This window comes from Alteromonas sp. KS69, assembly GCF_003989595.1.
GTDB lineage: Bacteria > Pseudomonadota > Gammaproteobacteria > Enterobacterales > Alteromonadaceae > Alteromonas > Alteromonas naphthalenivorans.
This window is the reverse complement of sequence record NZ_PYHU01000027.1, coordinates 30,860-52,449: the sequence shown is the minus strand read 5'-3', so window position 1 is coordinate 52,449 and position 21,590 is coordinate 30,860. Positions and strand designations below refer to the sequence as shown.

Below are 21,590 nucleotides of genomic sequence, written 5' to 3'. Positions count from 1 at the left end.
AAAAAGAAAGAAACCCCTCCGCCACAAGCCACTAACTGCTTGGGTTATGGCGATTTATGTTACTTTAGAGGGGAAAATCCCTAGAACCCCATATACAAAAATAAAAAGTTCGATTATGCAACTATTAATACACCAGCAGCTAAATTTTTGTCTGAAATGGCTGGATACAGAACCGTATTCTACCAATGTAGGCATACTTTTATTACCAACTTGATGCTTATTTGTTCTGCGAAAATCGAAATAGCAACTGAAATGACATGCTATGACGCCACTCAAGTTGAGCAAATAAAGAAAGTATTTTGTATTAATCCGAGCACAATACTTGACCAAATTAGTGGATTTGTTGGTCATTTATCGCCACGAACAACGTTGACATCTTACGCACATCGTGTTCACTTTTGCCTTATCAATTATCTTGAAAAAGGCTATCACAACATAAGCTTAAAAGCGCTTTCGAAATTAATGAACATAAGGCAAAGTGATTTAAAAAGAAAGGTGCACATTGATGGGTTAAACACTAAAGATGATGAGCAAGATCTAATAAAGCATGTCAAAGACGAGCTGAAGAAGTACGTTAAAATACCGAAAATCACCAACCAAAACGCCAAGTCGCTAAACATACTAAACACAGAACATTGGAAGCCTCTCGCGCCCACTCTAGGGTTGGCTGCTGAAATTGGACGCTATTTGTCGCTATCACTAGATGAAAAAACAGTTGCCGAAGGTTTGTCTGTTGATATCAAGTTTTGCGAAGGTGTAAAACACTCAATATTTAAACTTAAAGATGATGGTTTTGTTGCTACTCATCAACAGGCTGAAAAAAAATATGTTGATGCTGATCCTAGCAAAATTACAATCCCCAGCATCAAGCCTATGACATACGATGAAACGATGGAAATTGCTAAAAAGCTTTTACCGCTACAGACAAATTACGAAGACTATGACGCAGTCGCTGAAAAATTTTTATTGAGCCCTGTCACCAAACCATATGTATTATTTTCAAATGCTGATGAATTAGTGAAAATGCTAAAAGCACTCAAAGTTGCAGTGCCATTCGAAAGATGGAAAGTAAAATATGAGTCAGTTTTTAATCAGGCCTCAAGCAAAAATATTGAAAAAATTGAAAAAATATTGCCAGAAAATAACGTGATTCCAAGTGAACACACCGTACAAGATGCAGTTAAATATCCAGAGGGCAGATATTATCTATATCATCGCCATATGAATGAACAAGAATACATTGAGGAAAAAGCAAAATGGGAAGTGTATAGCGACAATGTTGTACGCACCGCTATTTATTGGGCGGAAATATTTCATCTCTCAATTAAAGCGAATATACACGATTCTATAAAATCACCTCATATTGAGAAAAAAGCACAGTTACCAGAGCAGTTAAGTTTTTTAGATGATTTAGAATAAAAAACTTTCGATGGCCCCCTTATGGTGACAACAGTTGTTTTGACTAGGCTCGCTTTTTAACTCTGCCCAAACAAACCAGTTTCACTTGCCCACTACAACGGAACAAATTGACAAAACACCATTCTACTTTTATATGGATTTAGTTGAGAGATTGTATCTAATTTCAGCTTGTGCGACATTGCTGACGTAAGCAATGTCGGTATATCAGTCTAGCAGCCATCAGCAAGCAGCGTTTAAACATGACCCAACACGGCAAATACGATATGAATAGAAGACGCATGCCATTATAATAAAGGGCGAGATGGCACAACCGTAAACCGGCGTGCCATGTATTCTGCTCACCCATCAATTTCATTTGCAAATTAGTGGCACATATCACATCGCTGCGCCTCAACCTTACAATTTTTTCGGATTGCAGGGCGCCCCTCCGCCTAACAGTAACCTTAGAGCACAAGTGATGGCATCAAAGCGTGGAAATAACAGCCCTAAACTCGTAAATAGAGGAGACAGATAATCTGATAAGCCTAATCACGCGAGGAGCATGAGTCTGGCTCGCCGGTCACGGAATACTTTGTAGTTATCCGCTTTCTTGGAATGGTTTTCAACACTTCGAAGAGCAAATTACGGTTCATCAACTTATCTGCACTGACGATCCGTTTTGCTCAACGAGTGGTCAAACACCGTATAATTTTACATCATTACTTTCCCAATTTTTTGACTGACTCACCTGCAATACCAAAATGTTGCTTGGGCATTTCATTAATAATTATCCGAACACTTGGCTTGGGTGCACCAATCGCGCGCACAATGGCATCTGTTACTTCGCTGATGAGCGCTTCTTTTTGCTCGTCAGTTCTTCCTTCAATAATATTTATTTGCGCTATGGGCATCTCTATATTTTCCTATTTTGTACCTAGTATGTGACTTTAAGCTAGTATTTTAATAACAACTCTTTTAGAAACCTTGTGGCCCTTGGCATAGCAATATAGGTCAACAGCAAAACTTGAGCCGCTGGCATAATTAAACTGTGTAAGCAAATATTCAAACCTCGTTACCAGACTCACAAATATCGCTTTTGCCAAAGTGTAAGCGTTAATGCCCTCTTTATCATTCAATTGCTGTATCTATCTGTTTATGCTAAACAAATTTTCCAGATACGGTACCCAGCCCCTGATAACGAACACAAAACGAGTCACCTTTATTCACTTGCACCGCGGCAGTAATTGCGCCAATCATAATGAAGGTGCCTGCAGGGATGTGTTCACCTCGTTCTGCCAGCATATTAGCTAGCATGGCAACAGACGATGCTGGATGGCCCAATACAGCAGCGCCAGCTCCTAGTTGCACGACCTCACCGTTGACTTCCATTACCACACCCAAGTTTTTCAAATCTAGGTCTTCAGGTTTGGCCATTGTTCCGCCAGCCACAAAACGACTGGACGAGGAGTTGTCGGCAATGACACTTTTTAGGTCAAATTTGAAATCTTTGTATCGGGAATCTATGATTTCCACCGCAGGCATTACAAAATCAGTGGCGCGTAAAACGTCACCGATATGGATCCCGGGTCCCTTCAAAGGCGCTTTGGTTACAAAGGCCAGTTCAGCTTCAACTTTTGGATGGATCAGTTCATCATGCTTTATTTGCCCACCATCCGGTATTGAGAAATAGTCTGCCAAAAAGCCATAACAGGGCTTTTCTACACCCATCTGCGCCATTTTGGCCCAAGACGTTAAGCCCATTTTCATGCCTACAATTTTAGTTCCGCGGGCTTCCTTGCGGCGTCGAATTTCCCACTGGATATTGAAAGCATCCTCATAGGTCATATCTGGAAAGTCGTCGGTTATTTTGGTTACTTCATAGGCCTGCAACTCGGCATCTTCAAGATGTTTGGCAAGCTCTTCAACCTGTTGTTTTTTCAAATTTCCCATTATATCAACCCCTTATCTTTAGCCATTGTTAACGCTAAATCTTCAATCATATCTTCTTGTCCACCAACAGTACCGCGCTTGCCTAGCTCTACTAAAATATCACGTGCCTGGATGCCATATTTTGCTTCTGCACGCTGGGCAAATAACAAAAAGGAACTATAAACACCAGCATAACCAAGCGTTAGTGCGTCGCGGTCAACCCGTATTGGGTGGTCCATTAACGGGACAACTAGATCCTCCGCCACATCCATTATCTTATACAAATCAACACCATGAACAGCTTGCATACGATCCAGTACCGCTACAAAGACCTCTAAAGGCGTGTTACCTGCTCCAGCTCCTAAACCGGCAACCGAACCGTCAATGCGGTTAGCCCCTGCATCGACTGCTGCTAACGAGTTAGCAATAGCCATTCCCATATTGTGATGACCATGAAAACCCAATTCCGTTGCCGGATTAAGGTTAGCCCGCAAAACACTGATTTTATGCGTGACTTCATCAGGCAACATATAACCGGCGGAATCTGTGCAATAAATACAGTTGGCACCGTAACTCTCCATTAATTTAGCTTGTTCCAGAATTTTTTCAGCACTGACCATGTGGGCCATCATTAGGAAGCCAACTGTGTCCATTTTCATTTTTGCCGCCAAACCAATATGCTGTTCAGACACATCTGCTTCAGTACAATGAGTTGCCACTCGGATGGTGTGGACGCCGCAATCGCGAGCCATTTTTAGGTGATCAACCGTTCCAATACCAGGCAACAATAAGGCCGATATTTTAGCGTTTTTCATCTTAGGCACTACCGCATTGAGATACTCTTCATCTGTATGGGCTGGAAAACCGTAGTTTAACGATGCTCCGCCTAAGCCGTCTCCATGGGTAACTTCAATTAGCGGAATACCGGCTTCATCTAATCCGGTCGCAACAGCAACCATTTGATCTATCGATATTTGATGTTGTTTGGCATGCATACCATCGCGCAGGCTCATGTCATGGAGCGTTACTTTCTTACCTTTTAAGTCCATTACTTTAACCTCTCACTGGTAATTTGATTTTCTGGTTATAAGATTCTTCGGCGAACATTTCTGCAGTGCGCAGCGCGGCGGCCGTCATTATGTCGAGGTTTCCTGCGTATTCAGGCAAAAAATCACCCAAACCTTTTACTTCCATAAATACTGAGACTTTGTTGCCATCAAAAACAGGGCCATTAACTAATTTATAACCGGGTACGTATTTCTGAACTTCTTTAACCATGTTGTGAACCGACTCGATTATTTTAGCCTGATCGGGTGATTCTTTAGTTAAACAGTGAATAGTGTCACGCATCATTAATGGTGGCTCGGCAGGGTTGATAACAATTATTGCCTTACCCTTTTTCGCGCCACCAACTTTTTCAACAGCGCCAGAAGTTGTGCGAGTGAACTCATCAATATTTTGACGCGTGCCCGGCCCAACAGAACGAGATGACACAGTGGCAACAATTTCGCCATATTCGACTTCTTGCACTTGCGAAACAGCCGCAACCATCGGAATAGTAGCTTGTCCACCACAAGTGACCATGTTGACATTCATTTCCAGTTTTTCGGCATGCTGTTTCAGATTAACTGGCGGGATACAATATGGGCCAATGGCTGCTGGCGTCAAATCAATCATTATCACCCCAAGCTCATTAAGCTTGCGGCTGTTTTCAGCATGCACATAGGCTGATGTGGCATCAAACGCAATTCTAATATCATCCTCAATGACTTTTTCCAGCATGCCATCAACACCCGTGGTCGAAATTTTAATACCCATTTCTGCAGCTCGTTTTAAGCCTGCAGATTCAGGATCAATTCCTACCATCCAAACCGGCTCTATCCAGTCTGAACGCATTATTTTCATCAGTAAATCAGTGCCGATATTACCCGGACCGATAATTACCGCTTTTAATTTTTTAGACATCGTTAACATTCCTATAGTTAGACAAAACGGACGGAAGCGTTGCCAATTCCACCAATGCTGACACTCATGAAATCACCTGCTTTAACCGGTTCTAGCGGGACTAAAGAACCTGACAGGATCACTTCCCCTGCTTTAAGCGGAATACCGAACTGCCCCAGTGTGTTGGCTAACCAGGTCACACAATTAACCGGACTGCCGAGCGCCGCAGCGCCGGCTCCGGTAGATATAATTTGGCCATTTTTTTCAACCACCATTCCGCAAGTCGAAAGATCGACCTTGCTTGGGCTAACCGCTTTGTCACCTAAAACAAAAAGGCCGCATGAAGCGTTGTCGGCAACGGTGTCTTGAATTTTGATATTCCAGTCTTCAATACGGGAGTCGACAATTTCGAAGCACGGTATGACACATTCGGTTGCGGCCAATACATCAGCATTGGTAATGCCTGGGCCAATCAAATCTTTTTTAAGGATAAATGCAATTTCTCCCTCAGCCTTTGGCTGGATCAGCTTTTCGGAGATCGGCATTTCTTCACCTTGGCTATAAGCCATATCATCGGTGAGATATCCAAAATCAGGCTGATGAACATTAAGCATGTCCTGAACAGTTTTAGAGGTAACCCCTATTTTTTTGCCAATAATTTTTGCACCCGCTTGCACCCTGCGTTCGACCATTCGTAGCGAGATGTGGTAAGCATCTTCAATACTAATGTCATTGAAACGCTGAGTTAAAGGCTTGACTGTTTTCCTTTGTAAAATCGCGTTGTAGAGTTCGTCCCCACAAGCCAGAATTTGTTGTTTATTCATAATGTCCTCAGTCTCTTGCTAATTTGTTTCGGCTTCTGCCAGAAAATCTACCACCAGTTTAGAAAAACGTGCGGCATGTTCTATTTGCGTCCAATGTCCACAATGACCAAACATGTGTAGTTGGGCATTGGGTAGCCACTCGAAAAGAGTCTGGCTGGTTTGCAATGGAATGACTTGATCTTCTCGTCCATGCAAAATCAGCGTTTCGTGCGTGAGAGCCCGTATGTCACTTTCTTTACTTTCTAAGGCATCTACCCATCGCTGTCTAGGCGCTGGAAACATAGAAGAAAACGATTCTTGAAAGCCCGGCCGTATACTAGCTTCATAGCGCAGTACAGCCAGTTCATCTGTTACTAAGTTTCGGTCATAGGCAAAAACATCAAGTAAGCCTTTCATTGTTTGCAACGACGGTTCATAGCCCCAAACGGCATTGAGCCCAGGGGTGAGTTTAAATGGCACACCTACACTCCCCATTAACGCCAAACGACGCACTCGCTGTGGAAAGCGGATAGCCAGCGCTAGCGCGAGCCCTCCACCAAAAGAATTACCAATAAGATCGGTGCGTTCTATACCTAGTACATCTAGTAAGTCTATAGTGTGGTTTATCCAACGGTCGACGTTACACAAGCTACTCGCTGGCCTTTCGGTATAGCCAAAACCGAGCATGTCTGGAGCTATTACCCGGTGGTTTTTGGCCAGTTCCGGCATAGCCAGACGCCAATTTGCCCAGGCTGTTACTCCAGGGCCGGAGCCATGGATCAGCATGACTGGCGCGCCGGACCCGATATCGTGAACATTAGTTTTTACACCTTTTACATCGATCATCTGTCCGATTTCTGGATTGTTAATATTTGTCATAAAATTGTCCTTTAATGTCGGTGTATTTGTCATTTTCGGTTAACCTGTGCCGCGGTTTATAGCTTGATACAGATATTCTTCAATTCAGTATAAAACTCGAGGCCATGAACACCGCCTTCGCGACCAATACCTGATTGTTTTGCACCACCAAACGCGGTTCTTAGATCACGTAAAAACCAACTATTTATCCATACCAAACCTGACTCTATTTGTTCGGCAACTCGGATTCCCCGTGCACTATTTTCTGTCCAAACTGCCGCGGCTAAGCCATAGTTGGTGTCATTTGCCAGTGCTATAACCTCTTCTTCAGTATCAAAGGGCCGAATATGGCAACAAGGACCAAAAATCTCTTCTCGTATTACACGTGCATCGTCGGCAAGTCCGGTCCAAATTGTCGGCTCTATCCAAGCACCATCATTAAGGTCCTCACCCATATCAGGTATTCCACCGCCGATTTCAACAGTGGCGCCTTCTTTAACCGCTAATTGATAATAAGAGTGAACTTTCTCTCTATGTTTAAGACTCACTAGCGGACCGAAATTGGCTTCTATATCTTCAGGACGACCTAATTTTAATTGCGCTACACCTTCCTTCATTCGTTTTACGAAGATGTCAAAAATGGACCGCTCAACGTAAACTCGTTCAGTACCAAGACACACTTGACCACAGTTAACAAACGCCGAGCGCATTGTGCCCTCAATAGCTTTTTCTAAATCACAGTCAGCGAAAACAATACCTGGATTTTTACCGCCGCACTCCATAGAAATATTGCGTAAGCCAACAGAAGCTGCTTTCATAATAGTTTCGCCAGTAGAGGTTTCACCGGTAAATGTTATTGCATCAACCAAAGGATGACTGCTTAAAAATTGACCTGCAGAATTTCCACCAAAGCCATGTACCACGTTAAATACACCAGGTGGCACACCACATTCGTTCATAACGTCACCAAGTAATGTGGTAGTGGCAGGTGTTTCCTCTGAAGGTTTTACAACAACGGTATTGCCGCAAGCCATGGCCGGCCCAACTTTCCATGTCATTAACAATAAAGGTAGATTCCACGGAGAAATAACCGCAATCACTCCTTTAGGGGTGCGTTGACCAACATTAACAGCCCCTTTACCATCGGGTGTATCTAGACGGAAGCTTTCGGTCGGATGATTCGCCAACGTTTCAGCAAAGGCTTTAAAGTTAGCCGCCCCTCTTGGGATATCAATGTGACGAGCAACACTATGAGGTTTACCCGTATCGAGACATTCAGCGTGCAAAAACTCGTCAAAGCGTTCATTGATTCTGTTGGCTACTTTATTCAGTAAATCAGTACGCTGACGCTCGGTCATTTTACCCCAAGGTCCCTTCAATGCGGCTTTTGCCGCCTTAACTGCTGCGTCTACTTCTTGTTCACCTGCTTCATGAATCATGCCTAGCAAATGATTATCAACAGGGCACCGGTTCTCAAAAGTTTTACCACTTTGAGACCCGACATACTCACCATTAATAAAGTGCTTGTATTCTTTCATTTTTATATCTTCCAGTATAAATGTAATGCTAATCGACGATTGTTAACGCGGGCCAAGCCCGCAATCTCTGATTATGTTAGAACCGACAAGAATCTTTCGTTTAACACACGGTCATGATAGAAAATCGCTTTACCGAGGTCTTCGGCTTTCCAAGTAACTGGTTTATGATCTGGGTAGTTATAATCGCCACCAGCAAACACTTCAGTACGATTACCTGAGGGGTCGAAAAAGTAAATTGTTTTGCCATGAGTTAAGCCGTGTCGGGTGGGGCCAATATCGATTGGCACGTCCTCCATTGAAATCAGGTCGGCGGCTCTTAAAATGTCTTCCCAAGTTTCAAGAAAGAAAGAAGCATGGTGGAATTTGCCTTTTTCTTCATGCATGATAAAGGCAACGTCGTGTGCTTTGGTTGATAACGATAGGAATTGCGCTATTCGGTTTCCATCAGGATCGATTACTTGTTCTGCTAGATAAAATCCTAGAACATTTACAAAGAGATCATATGTTTCGGCTAGTGCATCACCGTAAAACAGACAATGGTCAAAGCGAACAGCTTTCATGCCTATTAAACCGCGGGGCCATGCTTCTGGATTGACTTCCGTTACACCCCATTTGCCGGTATATTTTTTATCAGCGTAGAGCTCAAAACAATGTCCTGAAGCTGAGTTGAATTGTATACGTCTTCCACAATCCTTTAATTCTCCCGCTTCCACGTGTTTGACAGTGCACCCAAATGCCACTAAGTCTTTTTCCAATTGAAGTAACGCGTCTTCATCGACAACCTTGAACGCCATAAAGTCGCAGCCAGGCTCATCAGCTTCGCGCAATACCACTGAAAACTTATCTACTTCGCTCCAAGCTTTTAAATAAACTCTGCCTGTTTCGTCTCTGTCTGTTTCGATTAAGCCAAGCAAATCAACATAATGCTTCAGTGCCGCTTCCATATCCATCACACGCAATTGTACGTGCCCTGGTCTCATTATACCTTTTTTCATTTTGAAACCTCTTTTAGTTACTTGTTTTGTGGGCTTCTTGATTCATAGAAGCCTTTGGTTGGGGTGCACACTCAAAAATTAAGTCACTTTTTGGCTTTACACGACAAGCCAGCGCATACCCGCTTTTTAATTCTTTCTCGGTAACATGTAGTTTGCTCATGCGACCATATTCTGCGGAGCCAGATATGATGTTGATTCGACACACCCCACAACCACCACCTTTACAACCTAATTTGATGCATTCTTTTTTGTTGCGTTGCATGGCATGAAGGACATATTCATCTTCACGACATACAAACACTTGTTGGCTAGTGATATCGGTTATTGTGAATTCACGCATCTTATGTACCGTGTTATATCTTTTTAAATAGCGCTGAGCGCTGGTCGTCAGCCCCATCAGCGGCGGTTAAGAATTTTTCCATAAAGATGTCTTTTTCAAACAACCTACCTTGCATCAAAGCAGTGACTGCCGCATCTATCATCGGAGGCGGCCCACAGAGGTAAGCTTTATGATTGGCAAAACGACCATCAAAATGGGCTTTAGCTGCTTCATGTACAAAGCCTTTAAATCCCTGCCATGTAACATCATTAGCAGCATCACTAAGCGCTGGGATGTAAGTAAGATTGGCGTGCTTTTCTGCCAAAGAAGTGAAAAGTTCTGAATTGTAGAGTTCTTCTTGATCACGAGCACCTTGGAATAGCGTGATTTGGCGTTGATCACCTTTTTCGAGAAGGTCTAAAATCATTGATTGAGGACTTGATAAACCTGAGCCCCCAGCAATAAATATTAGATCTCCAGGTTGCGAATCCCTCACAAAGAACTGCCCATATGGCCCTGACAATGGTAGTGTTTCACCTACCTTTAACTGCTCATGAATATAGCTAGTAGCAGCGCCCCCTATTACATGACGAATATGCAATTCAATTTCTTGACCGTTTGATGGTACGTTAGCGATAGAGAAGGCTCGAACACCATCGCAACCAGGTATAAGCAAATTTATATATTGGCCAGCTTGAAAGGTCATAGTGCCATCTAATGCAAGGTGAACACCTTTAATTGTGGGTGACAGATCAACAATTTTAGTAACGGTTGCAGTAAAATCTTCTACTGCATACCCTTTAAAATCTTCATCAACGTCAATGTCGGCCTCAATGGTGACATCGCTTTCTACTGTTGCGCAGCACGCTAGTACCATGCCGTCGTCGCGCTCTGAATCCATTAATGCAAAAGGTGATGCATTGCCAACATCTACGTCACCGTCAACTACAGTAACCTTGCAGGTAGCACATAATCCATGGCCGCATGCAAACGGAATCCAAACGCCTTGGCGCAGAGCAGCTTGCAGGATGGTTTGACCTTCTTCGACCTCAATTTGCTCGCCTGTAGGCTCGACTGTTACTGTATGTGTCATACTCAGACTCCTAGAAACTAACGTTATAGAGGCCGTTTAGACCAGGGGTAATCATGCTGAGCATGCTTTTATGATCTATGCCTTGGGCAAGCAAAGTGTCAGTTTCGCTAGGTGAAAACGGTTGACCGTTTAACTCCCACTGTATCTCGTCGTATTTGATTTTTGCTGCTTCAGGATGCGGAGCGATTGCCGGTTGTATATGCGACGCATAAACTTCAGGAAATGTTGCTTCAGGAGAAACTAGCAATGCAAATGGTGCGCAAAACATAATGTGATTACGCCAATGAACATAGAGTAGTTGCATACCGTTGAAGTTTTCAACAAGGTCGTTGGGTACTGCTGTGTAATCAGAAATTGCTTTTACAGCCATGGTGTTATCCTCGTATTTAGATTTCTCGGGTAGCGCAGGGCTACCCGAATGTTGTTATGCCGCGTCGTTATCTTTATTTAACGGTTTAATGCCTTTTATTTCATTCCAACGCTTCTCATCTGGTGAACCAACATAATCAAAGTTATCTTCACCAATATTGATGTGGTAATGGTCTGTTAACACTTGCGGTAGGTCTGGACCGCCACATTTGCCTTTATAAATTTCATGTACAGGGAGTACAGCTTGAATATACTTTGTGGGTTCATTTTCAAAAATTTCACAGCAGGCATCAGAGCAAAAGTGGTAACGCTCGCCTTCATGCACCGTATCACAATGGCTAAATGAGGTCGGATCATCAGTCTTAGTGAATAAAACTGGAACCTGACAAACCTGACATAGTTGAGGCAGTGTATTGTTGTAAAAACGTTCGCCTTTTTTATGTTGCGCATCCCAATGTTCAAAGCGAGGACGATAGTATTTATCAAACGTGTTCGGGTACTTTTCAGATAGCCATTCCATTTCTTCCTGCTTTGGAATCCAAGTATGAAAGTTTGTCGCTTGCCCGTATTGATAGAAAGTTGTCCACAACTGATGGCTGATATGCTCTTTGGCAGCATTAGCTACATCCTGATATTTAGGAGGCTTGATGCCATAACGCGCTAATTCTTTGAAAAGTGCCCCGCCACTTTGCTCGTAATAAACTTCCCATGCTTCTTGCCAAGACATCACTTTGTTTGGCAACATGTAGTCCATCATCATGCTTACTAAGCTAAGTAGACGAAAACCACGCCAGAACCATTTGTCTATCCATTTTTGAACAATTGGCACGTTATCTTCGTGCTGCTCAAGCATGAATTTTATTATCTCTAAACCCAGCGTCATATGGCGTGCTTCGTCAGATTGCGCCGAGAAACCAAAGGTTACCGTTGCCATATCACCGTTATATGCTGCACCCGACATAAATGGCACAAACAATAGATTGGTTAGCACGTACTCAAACGAGAACGAGATGGCGGTTAAGAATTCAAATGGTCCTGCAGAACGAGCATCGTCAAAGAATGACTTAGGCACTGACAAAAACCATACGCGGTCATGCATCAAAGGCGCATCGTGCAAGCCATTAAAGTGCTTGTTGTAGTGGCTCATCGCATGTTGCTGGGTTTGTGAGTGACGCAGTTCATCTATTGCTTGCATTTGACAAGCAACTCGCGCTCCCGCTCCGCTAAATTGACGCCCAACTTTCGCATACCCTTGAAAAGCTGCATATTCGAGTGGCGATACGCCGCTTAAAAATAGTTTTAGTGAGTTAACATATTTAGCATCTGAAATGTTTTGATGGCCGTTATTTTGGGCAAAAGCATCAAAAATAGCGTAAAGCTTTTTCTCTTTCTCAGCTTGATATTTCCAGTACGAGTCCATGGTAAGGCGGAAAGGGTCTTCCCAGCCATCCCAATCGACTATTTTGATGCCTTCAAAATCTTCATGTGGGAAAATATCAGATTTTTTCTGATAACTAGGTTCCCAGTCCATATCTCGAGTTAAGTATTGATACTTTTGCTTTAAATTTAGTTTCTTAGTAGCAGTCATTAGTTACTCCTGATTAATTCCACGAAAGGATAAAATGGTCGTCATCTTCATCAACATTGCCGCCAATACTGATGACATCTAACAGCATTTCTTGCACATCCCACTCACGATTTAGTTTTTCTTCCATTGTTTCTCGAGTAATCACCAAGCGTTTATCAGCCTGGATCCGAATCATCGCAGGCTGATGTTCTATTTCAGCATGTGGGTTATCTTCACTAATCGCTTCTACTAAGTAACGTGCGTTTTCGTTGTCTTGAAATGCAATAAATACATACTGGCTCATGATGTAGCCCCTGTTGATTGAAGACCTGTCTTTTTCAATAAGGCAGCGAGTTCAGCTTGAATTTTAGAAAGAGACTCTTTGCCAACTGTCTCTAGGGCAATAGGTTCTAGCGCTTCGAATACGCGCGGCTCCCAATGGTTGACCCAAGCTTGAATGGTTTCCTTGTTATAATCAGATTCTGCGACCGCAGTCTTAATAACGGCAACAATCCAACGTGTGGTGTCTTTATTCCAGTCGCGCATAAACTCAGTTAGCATGCCAACGTCGCGTGCGCCCATTTCACTAAACCATTCATCGAGTGCTTCATATGCGAATGAAAAAAGCACTTTGTCTATTAGTAAATTCTGTAGCAGTGTTGACTCAAACCAGTCGCTAACGGCCATCGAATCTTCGGCGAGCTTGCGCATGGGTTGCCACATTGGGTCATCCATCCAAAATGCTTTACTGGTATGCAATGCAGTACCGGTATTACCATCGATCATTAGTGCGATGCGCGATAAATATTGACCAATGCCAAGATGATCCATAGCTTGATAAATATGTGCTTGAGCAACTGTGGTGGCAATCGAGTCAGCGGCAACCATGCTGTTATTCATATTTGCTGATTGGTTCAAATGACGAAATGGCACTAAATATTTAAGCAATTTATGATGAATACTTTCGTCTAAACTAGATATGAGGTCACGTTTTTCGCAAAACTTAAAGCTCGACTCAGCGTTTTCTTGCATTTTGGCTCTGCTGCCTACATACGCACCATAATAAAATTGTCGAGGATCGCTGATTGCGTACCAGTCCTCCATTTTAAGCACAGTACGACTTGGATCGTTTAGCTGCTTGTCGGGTTCCCACAATGGTTTGTAGTGGAAGTTTTCAGTCGCTTCAATATCATAACTTGCCTCTTGATAACGTGTTGCAGGCTTATCACCAAAGCGACGCTTAATATGACTATAGGTGTTCCGGATTGTAGAAACGGAACTGGTTTTTATCTCAACGCTCATATTCTCTACCTTGTTAGGTTAATCAATTTCATTTAAAACTAAACTTTTTTGGTGTCGCCAAAGCGCCACTTTTGGTTGTCCTCGTCGATTTTCTTAGACATTGCTTCGTCCATGTGAACGACGTCATTGTGTTTGCAAAAAAGCTCGAAAGCTTTTTTAGGCAACACCAATTCAACAAACAAATCGGGGTATTCAATGGCAAAATCGAATTCAACGAATGTATCTTCAGGTGCACTGCGTACCCGCACGTAGCGAGTCAATGCGTTAAATTTGTCTTTGTTTAAATTAGTAATCATGTTAGCCGCTTGCATTAGTTATGTTATTCATTTGTTAATGTGAGACATAGCAACAGCTGTGCCAAAGGTCGTCCACATCCTTTAATGTTAAATATAACGCATTGATTTATATGTTTAATTGTGAGATTTGAAATCTTTTTTAGTGTCTTTTTTCGTCATTGCGAATGTTAATGATTTAATGAATAAGTGAAAAAGTTAATCATATGGTTAAAAAATGTGAAATTGTGTGTAGTATGAAAAAGGCTTTCGTTTATAACTGATAGCAACCTTTGTTTAACCTGCAAAACTGCAAAATTAGAAACCATCGTAAAAATTATTAATGGGGAAGTTCATGAGTAGCGTTTTTAATATAGGAGATGTTGAGGCTGATATTAAGGATTTGACTGACCTCATTAGATTTAATACCGAAGATGGTAAGGTTTGGTTTGGTGAACAGCGAATGTTGCTAATGCACGTGTCTGCTATGGCGGCATTTCGCAGAGAATTACTAAACAGTATTGGTGTAGAACGTGCCAAAGGTTTCTTTTTACGGCTTGGGTATCAAAGCGGATTGCGAGATGCTGAACTTTCACGTCGTTTACGGCCAACCTGCAGTGATATTGATATTTTCCTTACCGGACCGCAGTTACATTCTCTCAAAGGCATGGTTAAAGCGACCCCTTTAAAAATAGATATAGATCAAAAAAATGGGCATTTCTATGCTGAAATTGAGTGGTTAAATTCTTGGGAAGTAGAAGTTGTGCAGACTGAACTTGGCAAAATGGATGACCCCGCCTGTTGGTCATTACTTGGTTATGCATGTGCCTTTACGTCTTCATTTATGGGCCGAGAGATTATATTCCGCGAAGTCAGTTGCCGTGGTTTTGGTGACGAGCGTTGTTTAATTATTGGCAAACCTGCTCAAGATTGGGAAGACCATGAGGAGTTTTCGCAATACTTTAAGGAAGAGCCACTTATCGAGCAGCTATACAGCTTACAGTCTCAAGTTAATTCACTGCGCAATAATTTAGAACGCCAACAAGGTCAATATTATGGAATAGGTCAATCGGCTTCTTATAAAGAAGCTTGTATGAAAATTGATAAAGCAGCGCAAGGTAAAGTCTCGGTTTTGTTGCTTGGTGAAACCGGCGTAGGTAAGGAAGTCATTGCTCGCAGCGTACATTTGCGCAGTAAGCGCGCAGAGCAACCCTTTGTAGCGGTAAACTGCGCTGCAATCCCACACGAATTGATTGAAGCCGAATTGTTTGGGGTTGAAAAAGGCGCATTTACGGGCGCTAATCAGTCACGTGAAGGGCGTTTTGAGAGAGCTGATAAAGGGACTATTTTCCTCGATGAAGTCGTTGAGTTAACGCCGAGAGCACAAGCTACATTGCTTCGCGTGCTTCAAGAACAAGAGTTAGAGCGTGTTGGTGGGACTCAAACACATAAAATTGATGTCCGCGTCATTGCTGCAACAAACGAGTCATTGGAACAAGCGGTCAATGACGGCAGGTTTCGCGCAGACTTATTTTATCGTTTAAGCGTATTTCCAGTAAATATCCCCCCATTACGAGATCGATTAGACGATATTCCATTGCTGGTCGAACACTTTTTACAGAAATTTCATGATGATTACTCAAAGCGTACCTTAGGTCTTTCTGATAAAACCTGGGATTATCTTTATAAATACACTTGGCCTGGCAATATCAGAGAGCTAGAAAATGTGATAGAGCGAGGCGTTATTCTAACTGACAGTAATGAAACGATTTCAGTAGACTCATTGTTTGCATCGACAATGGAGCAACTGTTGGCTAATAACGTAGGACATGTTTATGCCGATGGAGCAGTGGTAAAAGCTAGTGAAAAAGATAAAGACAAATGGATTGACGATATTCTTGACAGAAAAATAAGCCTTGATGATGTTGAAAAAATTCTTACTGAAAAAGCAATGGCAAAAGCTAAGGACAATATTTCTGGCGCTGCTAGATTGCTCGGTGTAACTCGGCCAGCCCTTGCTTATCGCTTAAAAAAACACGGGATTGTTGTATAAAACCTCATTTTTCTTAAACAAGGAAACCTTTTAAACTATAGGTTTTTGAACCAAAATTTAGGAATCAAATAGAACAGGTGTATACCATTCATCTAATTTATTTCATAGGATAGAATCATGGCTAAGGCAATTGTACTTCGTGAATATGGTGTTCCAGAGAATCTGCGACTCGAGACCGTCGAAGCTGGTACGGCGGATGATGCCCGTATATTGGTTCGTAACGTCGCAATAGGTGTGAATTTTATAGACACCTATTTTCGCCGTGGCATCTACCCTACTGCGCTGCCAGCCGTAATTGGTGATCAGGGCGTTGGTATTGTTGAAGAATGTGGCAGTGCAGTAACTGGTGTCAAAGTCGGCGACCGTGTTGCTTATGCCTCGATCTTTGGTGCATATATTGATCGGCGCTGGTTAGATCCGTCTCAGGTCGTACGTGTACCGGATGAAGTTTCCTCAGAGGTAGTCGCCGCAAGCCTGACACGCGGGCTCACTGCAGAGTATCTGTTATTCCGTCTACATAGCATAAAACCGAGTGATACCATTATTGTGCATGCTGCCGCTGGTGGCACGGGTTCAATAATATGCCAGTGGGCACGGCATATGGGCGCAACTGTAATCGGAACTGTCGGATCCGAGGCGAAGTTTGACGCCGCCAAACAAGCCGGCTGCCACTTTGTCTTATTACATTCAAAAGATGATTTTGTTGAGCAAATACGCGACATCACCGACCGCAAATTGGTGGATGTGGTTTACGATTCGATCGGCAAAGATACGTTCAATAAGTCGCTGGAATGCATTAAGCCTCGCGGTCTTATGGTGGCATTTGGCAATGCGTCAGGCAAACCCGATCCTATGGATGTACTAGCTTTGGCTCGTTGTGGGTCGCTGTTTCTTACCCGGCCAATTTTGACACACTACGTCAGCACACACGAGGAATTGGAGCTAGCTGCTGCACGCTATTTCGCAGCACTTGCCGAGGGTATCGTGACGCCACATGCAGTAACGACATACCCACTCAATGATGCGAGCGTTGCGCACCAACACTTGGAAGATCGTAGTAAACTTAGTATACCAATCTTGGTACCGTGAGTTTATTCATATAACAAGTTGAAAATTAATCTTTCTTCAAGCATTTTATTGCCATTCATGAAAAGAAAACAAATAAAATTGTTGAATTTGAATTAGCAGAATACTTCAATAAAGGGATGAATTACTTTATTACCGTGCAGCTAAGGATTATATTTCTGGTGCTGCTAGATTGTTCGGTGCAAGACCACCAGTCCTTTTTTATCTCTTAAAGAAACAAGAAATTACTGTATCAAATCACTATATTTTTACGTCACAGAGCGGTCAATTGTTAGGATGAATAGGAATAAGTCCGCATAAATAGAGGCGGCTGACTGACTAACAAAACCAGAAAAATTCAACTAACGATAAAAAGTTATCAAATCATCAAAATATGTATTTTTCACCGTTTCACATACGATTATAGTTTATCATTTCATTAACATTTTATATTTCAGTTTAATGAGTTGATTTCTATATCTTCAAAAGTTGCAAGCCTAAATTATTGAAATAATTAATTAAAATAAAATAATGCGTAAGTTTTCTTTACTGGCATAGCTCTTGCTTTTGTGAATTTTATGTTAATTTAAAAACGTAATAACTCATGCAGCTCAAACGATTTCTCTCCCTCTCCTTAATTTTCGGTTTTAAGTCACTCCACAGAAGTAAAGCTCGGATATGTGCAACGTTTGTCGCCACAAGCGCTTTGTTTCTCTCGGGCTGTGAATCGCCCTTGGTTATGGACAAAGTGAATTATCAACATGAGCAAGCTATGCAGCGGACTGACTTTTATCAAGCGTTTGCCAGCAACGATAATGTCGCTGTTTTAGTTGGCAACAGTGGAGTTGTCCTGTCGAGCATAGATGGAGCAACATGGGAGCGTACTGTTTTAAGTGGTCAACCCTCGTTTCTGGCTGTTGACACCTGCCCTGACCAGCGTTTTATAGCACTTTCATTCGACAATCATATTTGGGTATCGAGCCCTACCGGTGATGATTGGGTCCCTATTAAGGTTGATTCTGCAGAGCAACTCATAACCATCGATTGTGCCCCTAATGGCAAATGGTGGGTTGCAGGTGGATTTTCAACATTTTTAAGCTCAAGTGACAAGGGCCAAAGCTGGCAATCTAACACTCTAGAAGAAGACGCCATTATTACAGACGTCGTTTTTTTGTCTGAACAAGAGGCAGTAGCTACCGCAGAATTTGGCATGTTTGTAGTCACCGAAGATGGCGGTAACACATGGCAAGTGAGCGGCTTCATGCCCGCTGAGTTCTATCCTCATGCAGCATATTTCACTTCGATTGCCGAGGGTTGGGTGGCTGGACTTAATGGATTTATTTATTACACCAAAAATTCCGGTAACACTTGGCATAAACAAAGTGCCGATAGCACCGTTCCAATTTATCAATTTCAAGAAATTGATGGGGTGTTATTTGCTTTGGGCGACAACGCGACTGTTTTGAAACTTACCGGGGACCAATGGAAAACCGTGCAGCCCCCTTCTGCGCCGGTTTATTTGCGGGCGGCTTTATATTTTAAACAAAAGCTATTAGTTGCAGGTGGACGTGGGATGTTTATAACAATTACTCCTAATACCGCAGCCTTGTCGATCAATAATACGGAACTATAAACATGACATCAAAGCACCGGTTTACGCACTTTTTACACACTTTAGAAACAAATATATTCAAGCATCCAGGGTATGTTCTAGGTGCAATAGTTTTGTTAACTTTATTCTTTTTAAGCCGTATTCCAGCCCTAAAGATTTATACTGACTTTGCGAATCTATTACCCCAGGAACACCCATATATACAACTACATAACAGTATTAAAGACAGCTTTGGTGGTGCCAACGTGTTGGTTGTTGGTGTTGAGTTTACTGGCGAAGATCTTTTTTCAAATGAAAACTTAGCAATTTTAGATCGTGTCACCATGGCGGTTGACAATTTACCAGGTGTTAATCACAACCTCGTTGCAAGCTTAACCCATCGAAATTCAAGGCACATATGGTTGACTGAGGTTGGAAGTATCAACTCACAGCCCTACTACGATTCAACTTACGGGGAATATAGCGATACAGAATTAGAGATGATGCGCGAAAACGTAGCTGCTAACCCCCAAGTATATGGACCATTAGTTGCCCCCGATTTTAAAATGGCGCTGGTAAAAGCACAGTTAATTGAAGGGCAGTTAGACTACGAAAAAACCTTTACACAATTGCAAAATATTATCCGTAACGAGAGCCATGCAGGTGTGACAATTTACGCCACTGGTCAGCCTGTACTAGTGGGCTGGGCTTATACTTATATGGAACAGATTTTACAAATTTTTGTCTTCACCATATTGATCATGTTAGCGCTTTTGGTGTTCCATTTTCGTAAAGCTTACGGCGTGTTAGTACCTCTTGGCGGGGTACTTATTTCAACAATATGGGGCTTGGGTATTATCAGTTTGCTGGGGTATAACCTTGACCCCCTAGGTTTGGTCATCCCCTTTTTAATTGCGGCTCGGGCCATGAGCCATGGCGTGCAACTAGTTGAAAGATATTATGCTGAATTAAAATTTCACCCAAAAGGTAGTGATGCTGCAAAAGCCACCTTCGATAGTTTGTTTCGGCCTGGCACTTTGGGCGTTGTTTCGGATGCAGTTGGCTTATTATTGATTGCGGTAGGATCAATACCGCTAAATACTCAGCTTGGCTTCTATGCATCGATATGGGCGATGACGGTAGTATTAACTGTATTGGTGGGTGTGCCCTTGTTACTTACAGTATTACCCACACCTAAAGATCCAGAAATAAAAGAAACATTTTTGCGCTATATCGGTTCCAGTTGCTCTCGCATTGTTGCTCGCCCTAAGGCGGCCCCAAGATTGTTAATAGGCGCGTTTATTTTTACTATCGTGGGATTATTCGCCGCTTCGCAAGTACAAATTGGTGATTCCGAACCGGGCTCTCCAATACTCTACCCCGACCACGATTACAATATTTCATCCCGAACGGTAAATGAACGATTTCCTGGCTCTGAAGAGCTATACATCATAGCAGAAACGGATACTAATGGCGGCCTAAAACGACCCGAAGTGTTGAAGTCCCTCATTTCACTACAGACACATATGCTAACCGATCCTGAAGTGGGTGGAAGCAAAGGGTTGACTGATCTTGTCCAGCAAGTTAATCGATTAATGCATAATAATGACCCTCGCTGGTATCAGATCCCTCACGATGCTTCATATGTTGGTGGTTTGATGTTCACCTATATGGCGTCTAGTCCAATTCCGGGCGCATTAAATGAATTCAATGATACAGATGACCGCATTGCCAACTTAGTTTTTTATTATAAAGACAGACAGGGTGAAACCATTCGCCGTGCTATTCATATGGCAAAAACATGGATTGAAGAACATGGTAATGACGTTGAAGGATTAGAAATTCGTCTGGCTGGGGGCACCATGGGCGTGGCTGCAGCCATGAATGAATCTGCCTTTGAAACCAATATCATCGTGTTGCCACTTGTCTTTTTGTTTATTTTTGCTTTTGTCATGCTGTTTTATACCTCTTTGCACGCAGGTTTAATGATGCTTTCGACTATGTTATTTGCATCAATTTTAACCTATGCCTACATGGGACTCTACGGCATGAGTATTGACATTAATACTGTGCCAGTGGTTGCAGTTGGCATTGGTGTTGGTATCGACTACTCCATTTATATGATGGACCGGATCCGTGAGTTTATGGCGAAGTCAGGCAATTTAATTGACGCAGTTCGCCAATCGATAGCTACCACTGGCATGGCCATCAGCTTCACGGCGGTCACATTGATCGCGGGTATCGTTATGTGGGTCATCCTGTCAGAACTGAGATTCCAGTCTGACGCAGCTCTTTTGCTTTGCGTCATGATTGTGATCAATGGATTCGCTGCGATGCTTTTGGTGCCGTCTTGGGTACTGGTTTTTAAACCTAAATTTATTGTCAATGTGTATAGCGATGAAGACGGTGTGCTGCATGCCAATGCGCCTGACGAAAAATCCACTGTTTAGTCAATCCCGACATAAAATGGCGGAGTAACTACCTGAAATCAAAG

The 21,590-nt window shown here is 42.6% G+C and carries 20 protein-coding genes; 5 read left to right on the top strand and 15 right to left on the bottom strand.

The window, feature by feature from the left end:
* Positions 1-147 precede the first annotated feature (147 nt).
* Positions 148-1,419 carry a hypothetical protein gene (locus tag C7Y69_RS15080; protein WP_126873265.1) on the top strand — a complete coding sequence of 424 codons (1,272 nt, stop codon included), beginning with the start codon at positions 148-150 and terminating at the stop codon, positions 1,417-1,419.
* Between the two features lie 698 nt (positions 1,420-2,117).
* Here the strand turns inward: C7Y69_RS15080 and C7Y69_RS15075 are convergent.
* The 15 genes from C7Y69_RS15075 to C7Y69_RS15005 all read right to left on the bottom strand — a co-directional run bounded on the left by C7Y69_RS15075 (position 2,118) and on the right by C7Y69_RS15005 (position 14,411).
* On the bottom strand, positions 2,118-2,309 hold the full coding sequence (locus C7Y69_RS15075) for a 2-hydroxymuconate tautomerase (protein WP_007105069.1): 192 nt from the start codon (positions 2,307-2,309) through the stop codon (positions 2,118-2,120).
* Positions 2,310-2,556: 247 nt separating this feature from the next.
* On the bottom strand, positions 2,557-3,348 hold the full coding sequence (dmpH, locus tag C7Y69_RS15070) for a 2-oxo-3-hexenedioate decarboxylase (RefSeq protein WP_007105068.1): 792 nt from the start codon (positions 3,346-3,348) through the stop codon (positions 2,557-2,559).
* Positions 3,348-4,376 carry a 4-hydroxy-2-oxovalerate aldolase gene (dmpG, locus tag C7Y69_RS15065; protein ID WP_007105067.1) on the bottom strand — a complete coding sequence of 343 codons (1,029 nt, stop codon included), beginning with the start codon at positions 4,374-4,376 and terminating at the stop codon, positions 3,348-3,350. The genes dmpH and dmpG overlap by 1 nt, the downstream gene beginning before the upstream one ends.
* Before the next feature lie 4 nt (positions 4,377-4,380).
* On the bottom strand, positions 4,381-5,292 hold the full coding sequence (locus C7Y69_RS15060; RefSeq protein ID WP_126873264.1) for an acetaldehyde dehydrogenase (acetylating): 912 nt from the start codon (positions 5,290-5,292) through the stop codon (positions 4,381-4,383).
* 17 nt (positions 5,293-5,309) lie between these two features.
* Positions 5,310-6,095, bottom strand: a complete 786-nt coding sequence (gene dmpE / locus C7Y69_RS15055) for a 2-oxopent-4-enoate hydratase (protein ID WP_007105065.1) — start codon at positions 6,093-6,095, stop codon at positions 5,310-5,312.
* 18 nt (positions 6,096-6,113) lie between these two features.
* A complete protein-coding gene (locus tag C7Y69_RS15050; protein ID WP_007105064.1) occupies positions 6,114-6,953 on the bottom strand; it encodes an alpha/beta fold hydrolase in 840 nt (279 codons plus the stop codon).
* A gap of 56 nt (positions 6,954-7,009) precedes the next feature.
* On the bottom strand, positions 7,010-8,470 hold the full coding sequence (locus C7Y69_RS15045; RefSeq protein WP_126873263.1) for a 2-hydroxymuconic semialdehyde dehydrogenase: 1,461 nt from the start codon (positions 8,468-8,470) through the stop codon (positions 7,010-7,012).
* A gap of 71 nt (positions 8,471-8,541) precedes the next feature.
* The gene (locus tag C7Y69_RS15040; protein ID WP_126873262.1) at positions 8,542-9,465 is read right to left on the bottom strand and encodes a catechol 2,3-dioxygenase; all 924 of its coding nucleotides are present in this window, start codon (positions 9,463-9,465) and stop codon (positions 8,542-8,544) included.
* A 13-nt stretch (positions 9,466-9,478) separates the two neighbouring features.
* On the bottom strand, positions 9,479-9,805 hold the full coding sequence (locus C7Y69_RS15035; protein ID WP_126873261.1) for a 2Fe-2S iron-sulfur cluster-binding protein: 327 nt from the start codon (positions 9,803-9,805) through the stop codon (positions 9,479-9,481).
* Between the two features lie 13 nt (positions 9,806-9,818).
* A complete protein-coding gene (locus C7Y69_RS15030; protein ID WP_126873260.1) occupies positions 9,819-10,877 on the bottom strand; it encodes an NADH:ubiquinone reductase (Na(+)-transporting) subunit F in 1,059 nt (352 codons plus the stop codon).
* A 10-nt stretch (positions 10,878-10,887) separates the two neighbouring features.
* Positions 10,888-11,247 (bottom strand): phenol hydroxylase subunit P4, encoded by a 360-nt coding sequence (locus C7Y69_RS15025; RefSeq protein ID WP_126873259.1) that lies wholly within the window; start codon positions 11,245-11,247, stop codon positions 10,888-10,890.
* A gap of 54 nt (positions 11,248-11,301) precedes the next feature.
* A complete protein-coding gene (locus tag C7Y69_RS15020; RefSeq protein WP_126873258.1) occupies positions 11,302-12,834 on the bottom strand; it encodes an aromatic/alkene/methane monooxygenase hydroxylase/oxygenase subunit alpha in 1,533 nt (510 codons plus the stop codon).
* Positions 12,835-12,847: 13 nt separating this feature from the next.
* Complete coding sequence (locus C7Y69_RS15015; RefSeq protein ID WP_007105057.1) at positions 12,848-13,117, bottom strand: MmoB/DmpM family protein; 270 nt, start codon at positions 13,115-13,117, stop codon at positions 12,848-12,850.
* Complete coding sequence (locus C7Y69_RS15010) at positions 13,114-14,115, bottom strand: aromatic/alkene monooxygenase hydroxylase subunit beta (RefSeq protein ID WP_126873257.1); 1,002 nt, start codon at positions 14,113-14,115, stop codon at positions 13,114-13,116. The genes C7Y69_RS15015 and C7Y69_RS15010 overlap by 4 nt, the downstream gene beginning before the upstream one ends.
* 38 nt (positions 14,116-14,153) lie before the next feature.
* Positions 14,154-14,411, bottom strand: coding sequence for a phenol hydroxylase subunit (locus C7Y69_RS15005; protein ID WP_126873256.1), 258 nt, complete (start codon positions 14,409-14,411; stop codon positions 14,154-14,156).
* A gap of 331 nt (positions 14,412-14,742) precedes the next feature.
* Here C7Y69_RS15005 and C7Y69_RS15000 point away from each other — a divergent pair, with 331 nt between their 5' ends.
* The 4 genes from C7Y69_RS15000 (at position 14,743) to C7Y69_RS14985 (ending at position 21,546) form a co-directional block, all read left to right on the top strand.
* Complete coding sequence (locus C7Y69_RS15000; RefSeq protein ID WP_126873255.1) at positions 14,743-16,440, top strand: sigma-54-dependent Fis family transcriptional regulator; 1,698 nt, start codon at positions 14,743-14,745, stop codon at positions 16,438-16,440.
* A gap of 117 nt (positions 16,441-16,557) precedes the next feature.
* Positions 16,558-17,529 carry a quinone oxidoreductase family protein gene (locus C7Y69_RS14995; protein WP_126873254.1) on the top strand — a complete coding sequence of 324 codons (972 nt, stop codon included), beginning with the start codon at positions 16,558-16,560 and terminating at the stop codon, positions 17,527-17,529.
* A gap of 724 nt (positions 17,530-18,253) precedes the next feature.
* Positions 18,254-19,138, top strand: coding sequence for a YCF48-related protein (locus C7Y69_RS14990; protein WP_260563527.1), 885 nt, complete (start codon positions 18,254-18,256; stop codon positions 19,136-19,138).
* A gap of 2 nt (positions 19,139-19,140) precedes the next feature.
* Complete coding sequence (locus C7Y69_RS14985) at positions 19,141-21,546, top strand: efflux RND transporter permease subunit (protein ID WP_126873252.1); 2,406 nt, start codon at positions 19,141-19,143, stop codon at positions 21,544-21,546.
* Positions 21,547-21,590: the final 44 nt, after the last annotated feature.

What these genes read in the sequence shown, in the direction of transcription:
- C7Y69_RS15075 (WP_007105069.1), bottom strand. Translation starts at nt 2,309, where the DNA reads ATGCCCATAGCGCAAATAAATATTATTGAAGGAAGAACTGACGAGCAA.
- dmpH (WP_007105068.1), bottom strand. Translation starts at nt 3,348, where the DNA reads ATGGGAAATTTGAAAAAACAACAGGTTGAAGAGCTTGCCAAACATCTT.
- dmpG (WP_007105067.1), bottom strand. Translation starts at nt 4,376, where the DNA reads ATGGACTTAAAAGGTAAGAAAGTAACGCTCCATGACATGAGCCTGCGC.
- C7Y69_RS15060 (WP_126873264.1), bottom strand. Translation starts at nt 5,292, where the DNA reads ATGTCTAAAAAATTAAAAGCGGTAATTATCGGTCCGGGTAATATCGGC.
- dmpE (WP_007105065.1), bottom strand. Translation starts at nt 6,095, where the DNA reads ATGAATAAACAACAAATTCTGGCTTGTGGGGACGAACTCTACAACGCG.
- C7Y69_RS15050 (WP_007105064.1), bottom strand. Translation starts at nt 6,953, where the DNA reads ATGACAAATATTAACAATCCAGAAATCGGACAGATGATCGATGTAAAA.
- C7Y69_RS15045 (WP_126873263.1), bottom strand. Translation starts at nt 8,470, where the DNA reads ATGAAAGAATACAAGCACTTTATTAATGGTGAGTATGTCGGGTCTCAA.
- C7Y69_RS15040 (WP_126873262.1), bottom strand. Translation starts at nt 9,465, where the DNA reads ATGAAAAAAGGTATAATGAGACCAGGGCACGTACAATTGCGTGTGATG.
- C7Y69_RS15035 (WP_126873261.1), bottom strand. Translation starts at nt 9,805, where the DNA reads ATGCGTGAATTCACAATAACCGATATCACTAGCCAACAAGTGTTTGTA.
- C7Y69_RS15030 (WP_126873260.1), bottom strand. Translation starts at nt 10,877, where the DNA reads ATGACACATACAGTAACAGTCGAGCCTACAGGCGAGCAAATTGAGGTC.
- C7Y69_RS15025 (WP_126873259.1), bottom strand. Translation starts at nt 11,247, where the DNA reads ATGGCTGTAAAAGCAATTTCTGATTACACAGCAGTACCCAACGACCTT.
- C7Y69_RS15020 (WP_126873258.1), bottom strand. Translation starts at nt 12,834, where the DNA reads ATGACTGCTACTAAGAAACTAAATTTAAAGCAAAAGTATCAATACTTA.
- C7Y69_RS15015 (WP_007105057.1), bottom strand. Translation starts at nt 13,117, where the DNA reads ATGAGCCAGTATGTATTTATTGCATTTCAAGACAACGAAAACGCACGT.
- C7Y69_RS15010 (WP_126873257.1), bottom strand. Translation starts at nt 14,115, where the DNA reads ATGAGCGTTGAGATAAAAACCAGTTCCGTTTCTACAATCCGGAACACC.
- C7Y69_RS15005 (WP_126873256.1), bottom strand. Translation starts at nt 14,411, where the DNA reads ATGATTACTAATTTAAACAAAGACAAATTTAACGCATTGACTCGCTAC.
- C7Y69_RS15000 (WP_126873255.1), top strand. Translation starts at nt 14,743, where the DNA reads ATGAGTAGCGTTTTTAATATAGGAGATGTTGAGGCTGATATTAAGGAT.
- C7Y69_RS14995 (WP_126873254.1), top strand. Translation starts at nt 16,558, where the DNA reads ATGGCTAAGGCAATTGTACTTCGTGAATATGGTGTTCCAGAGAATCTG.
- C7Y69_RS14985 (WP_126873252.1), top strand. Translation starts at nt 19,141, where the DNA reads ATGACATCAAAGCACCGGTTTACGCACTTTTTACACACTTTAGAAACA.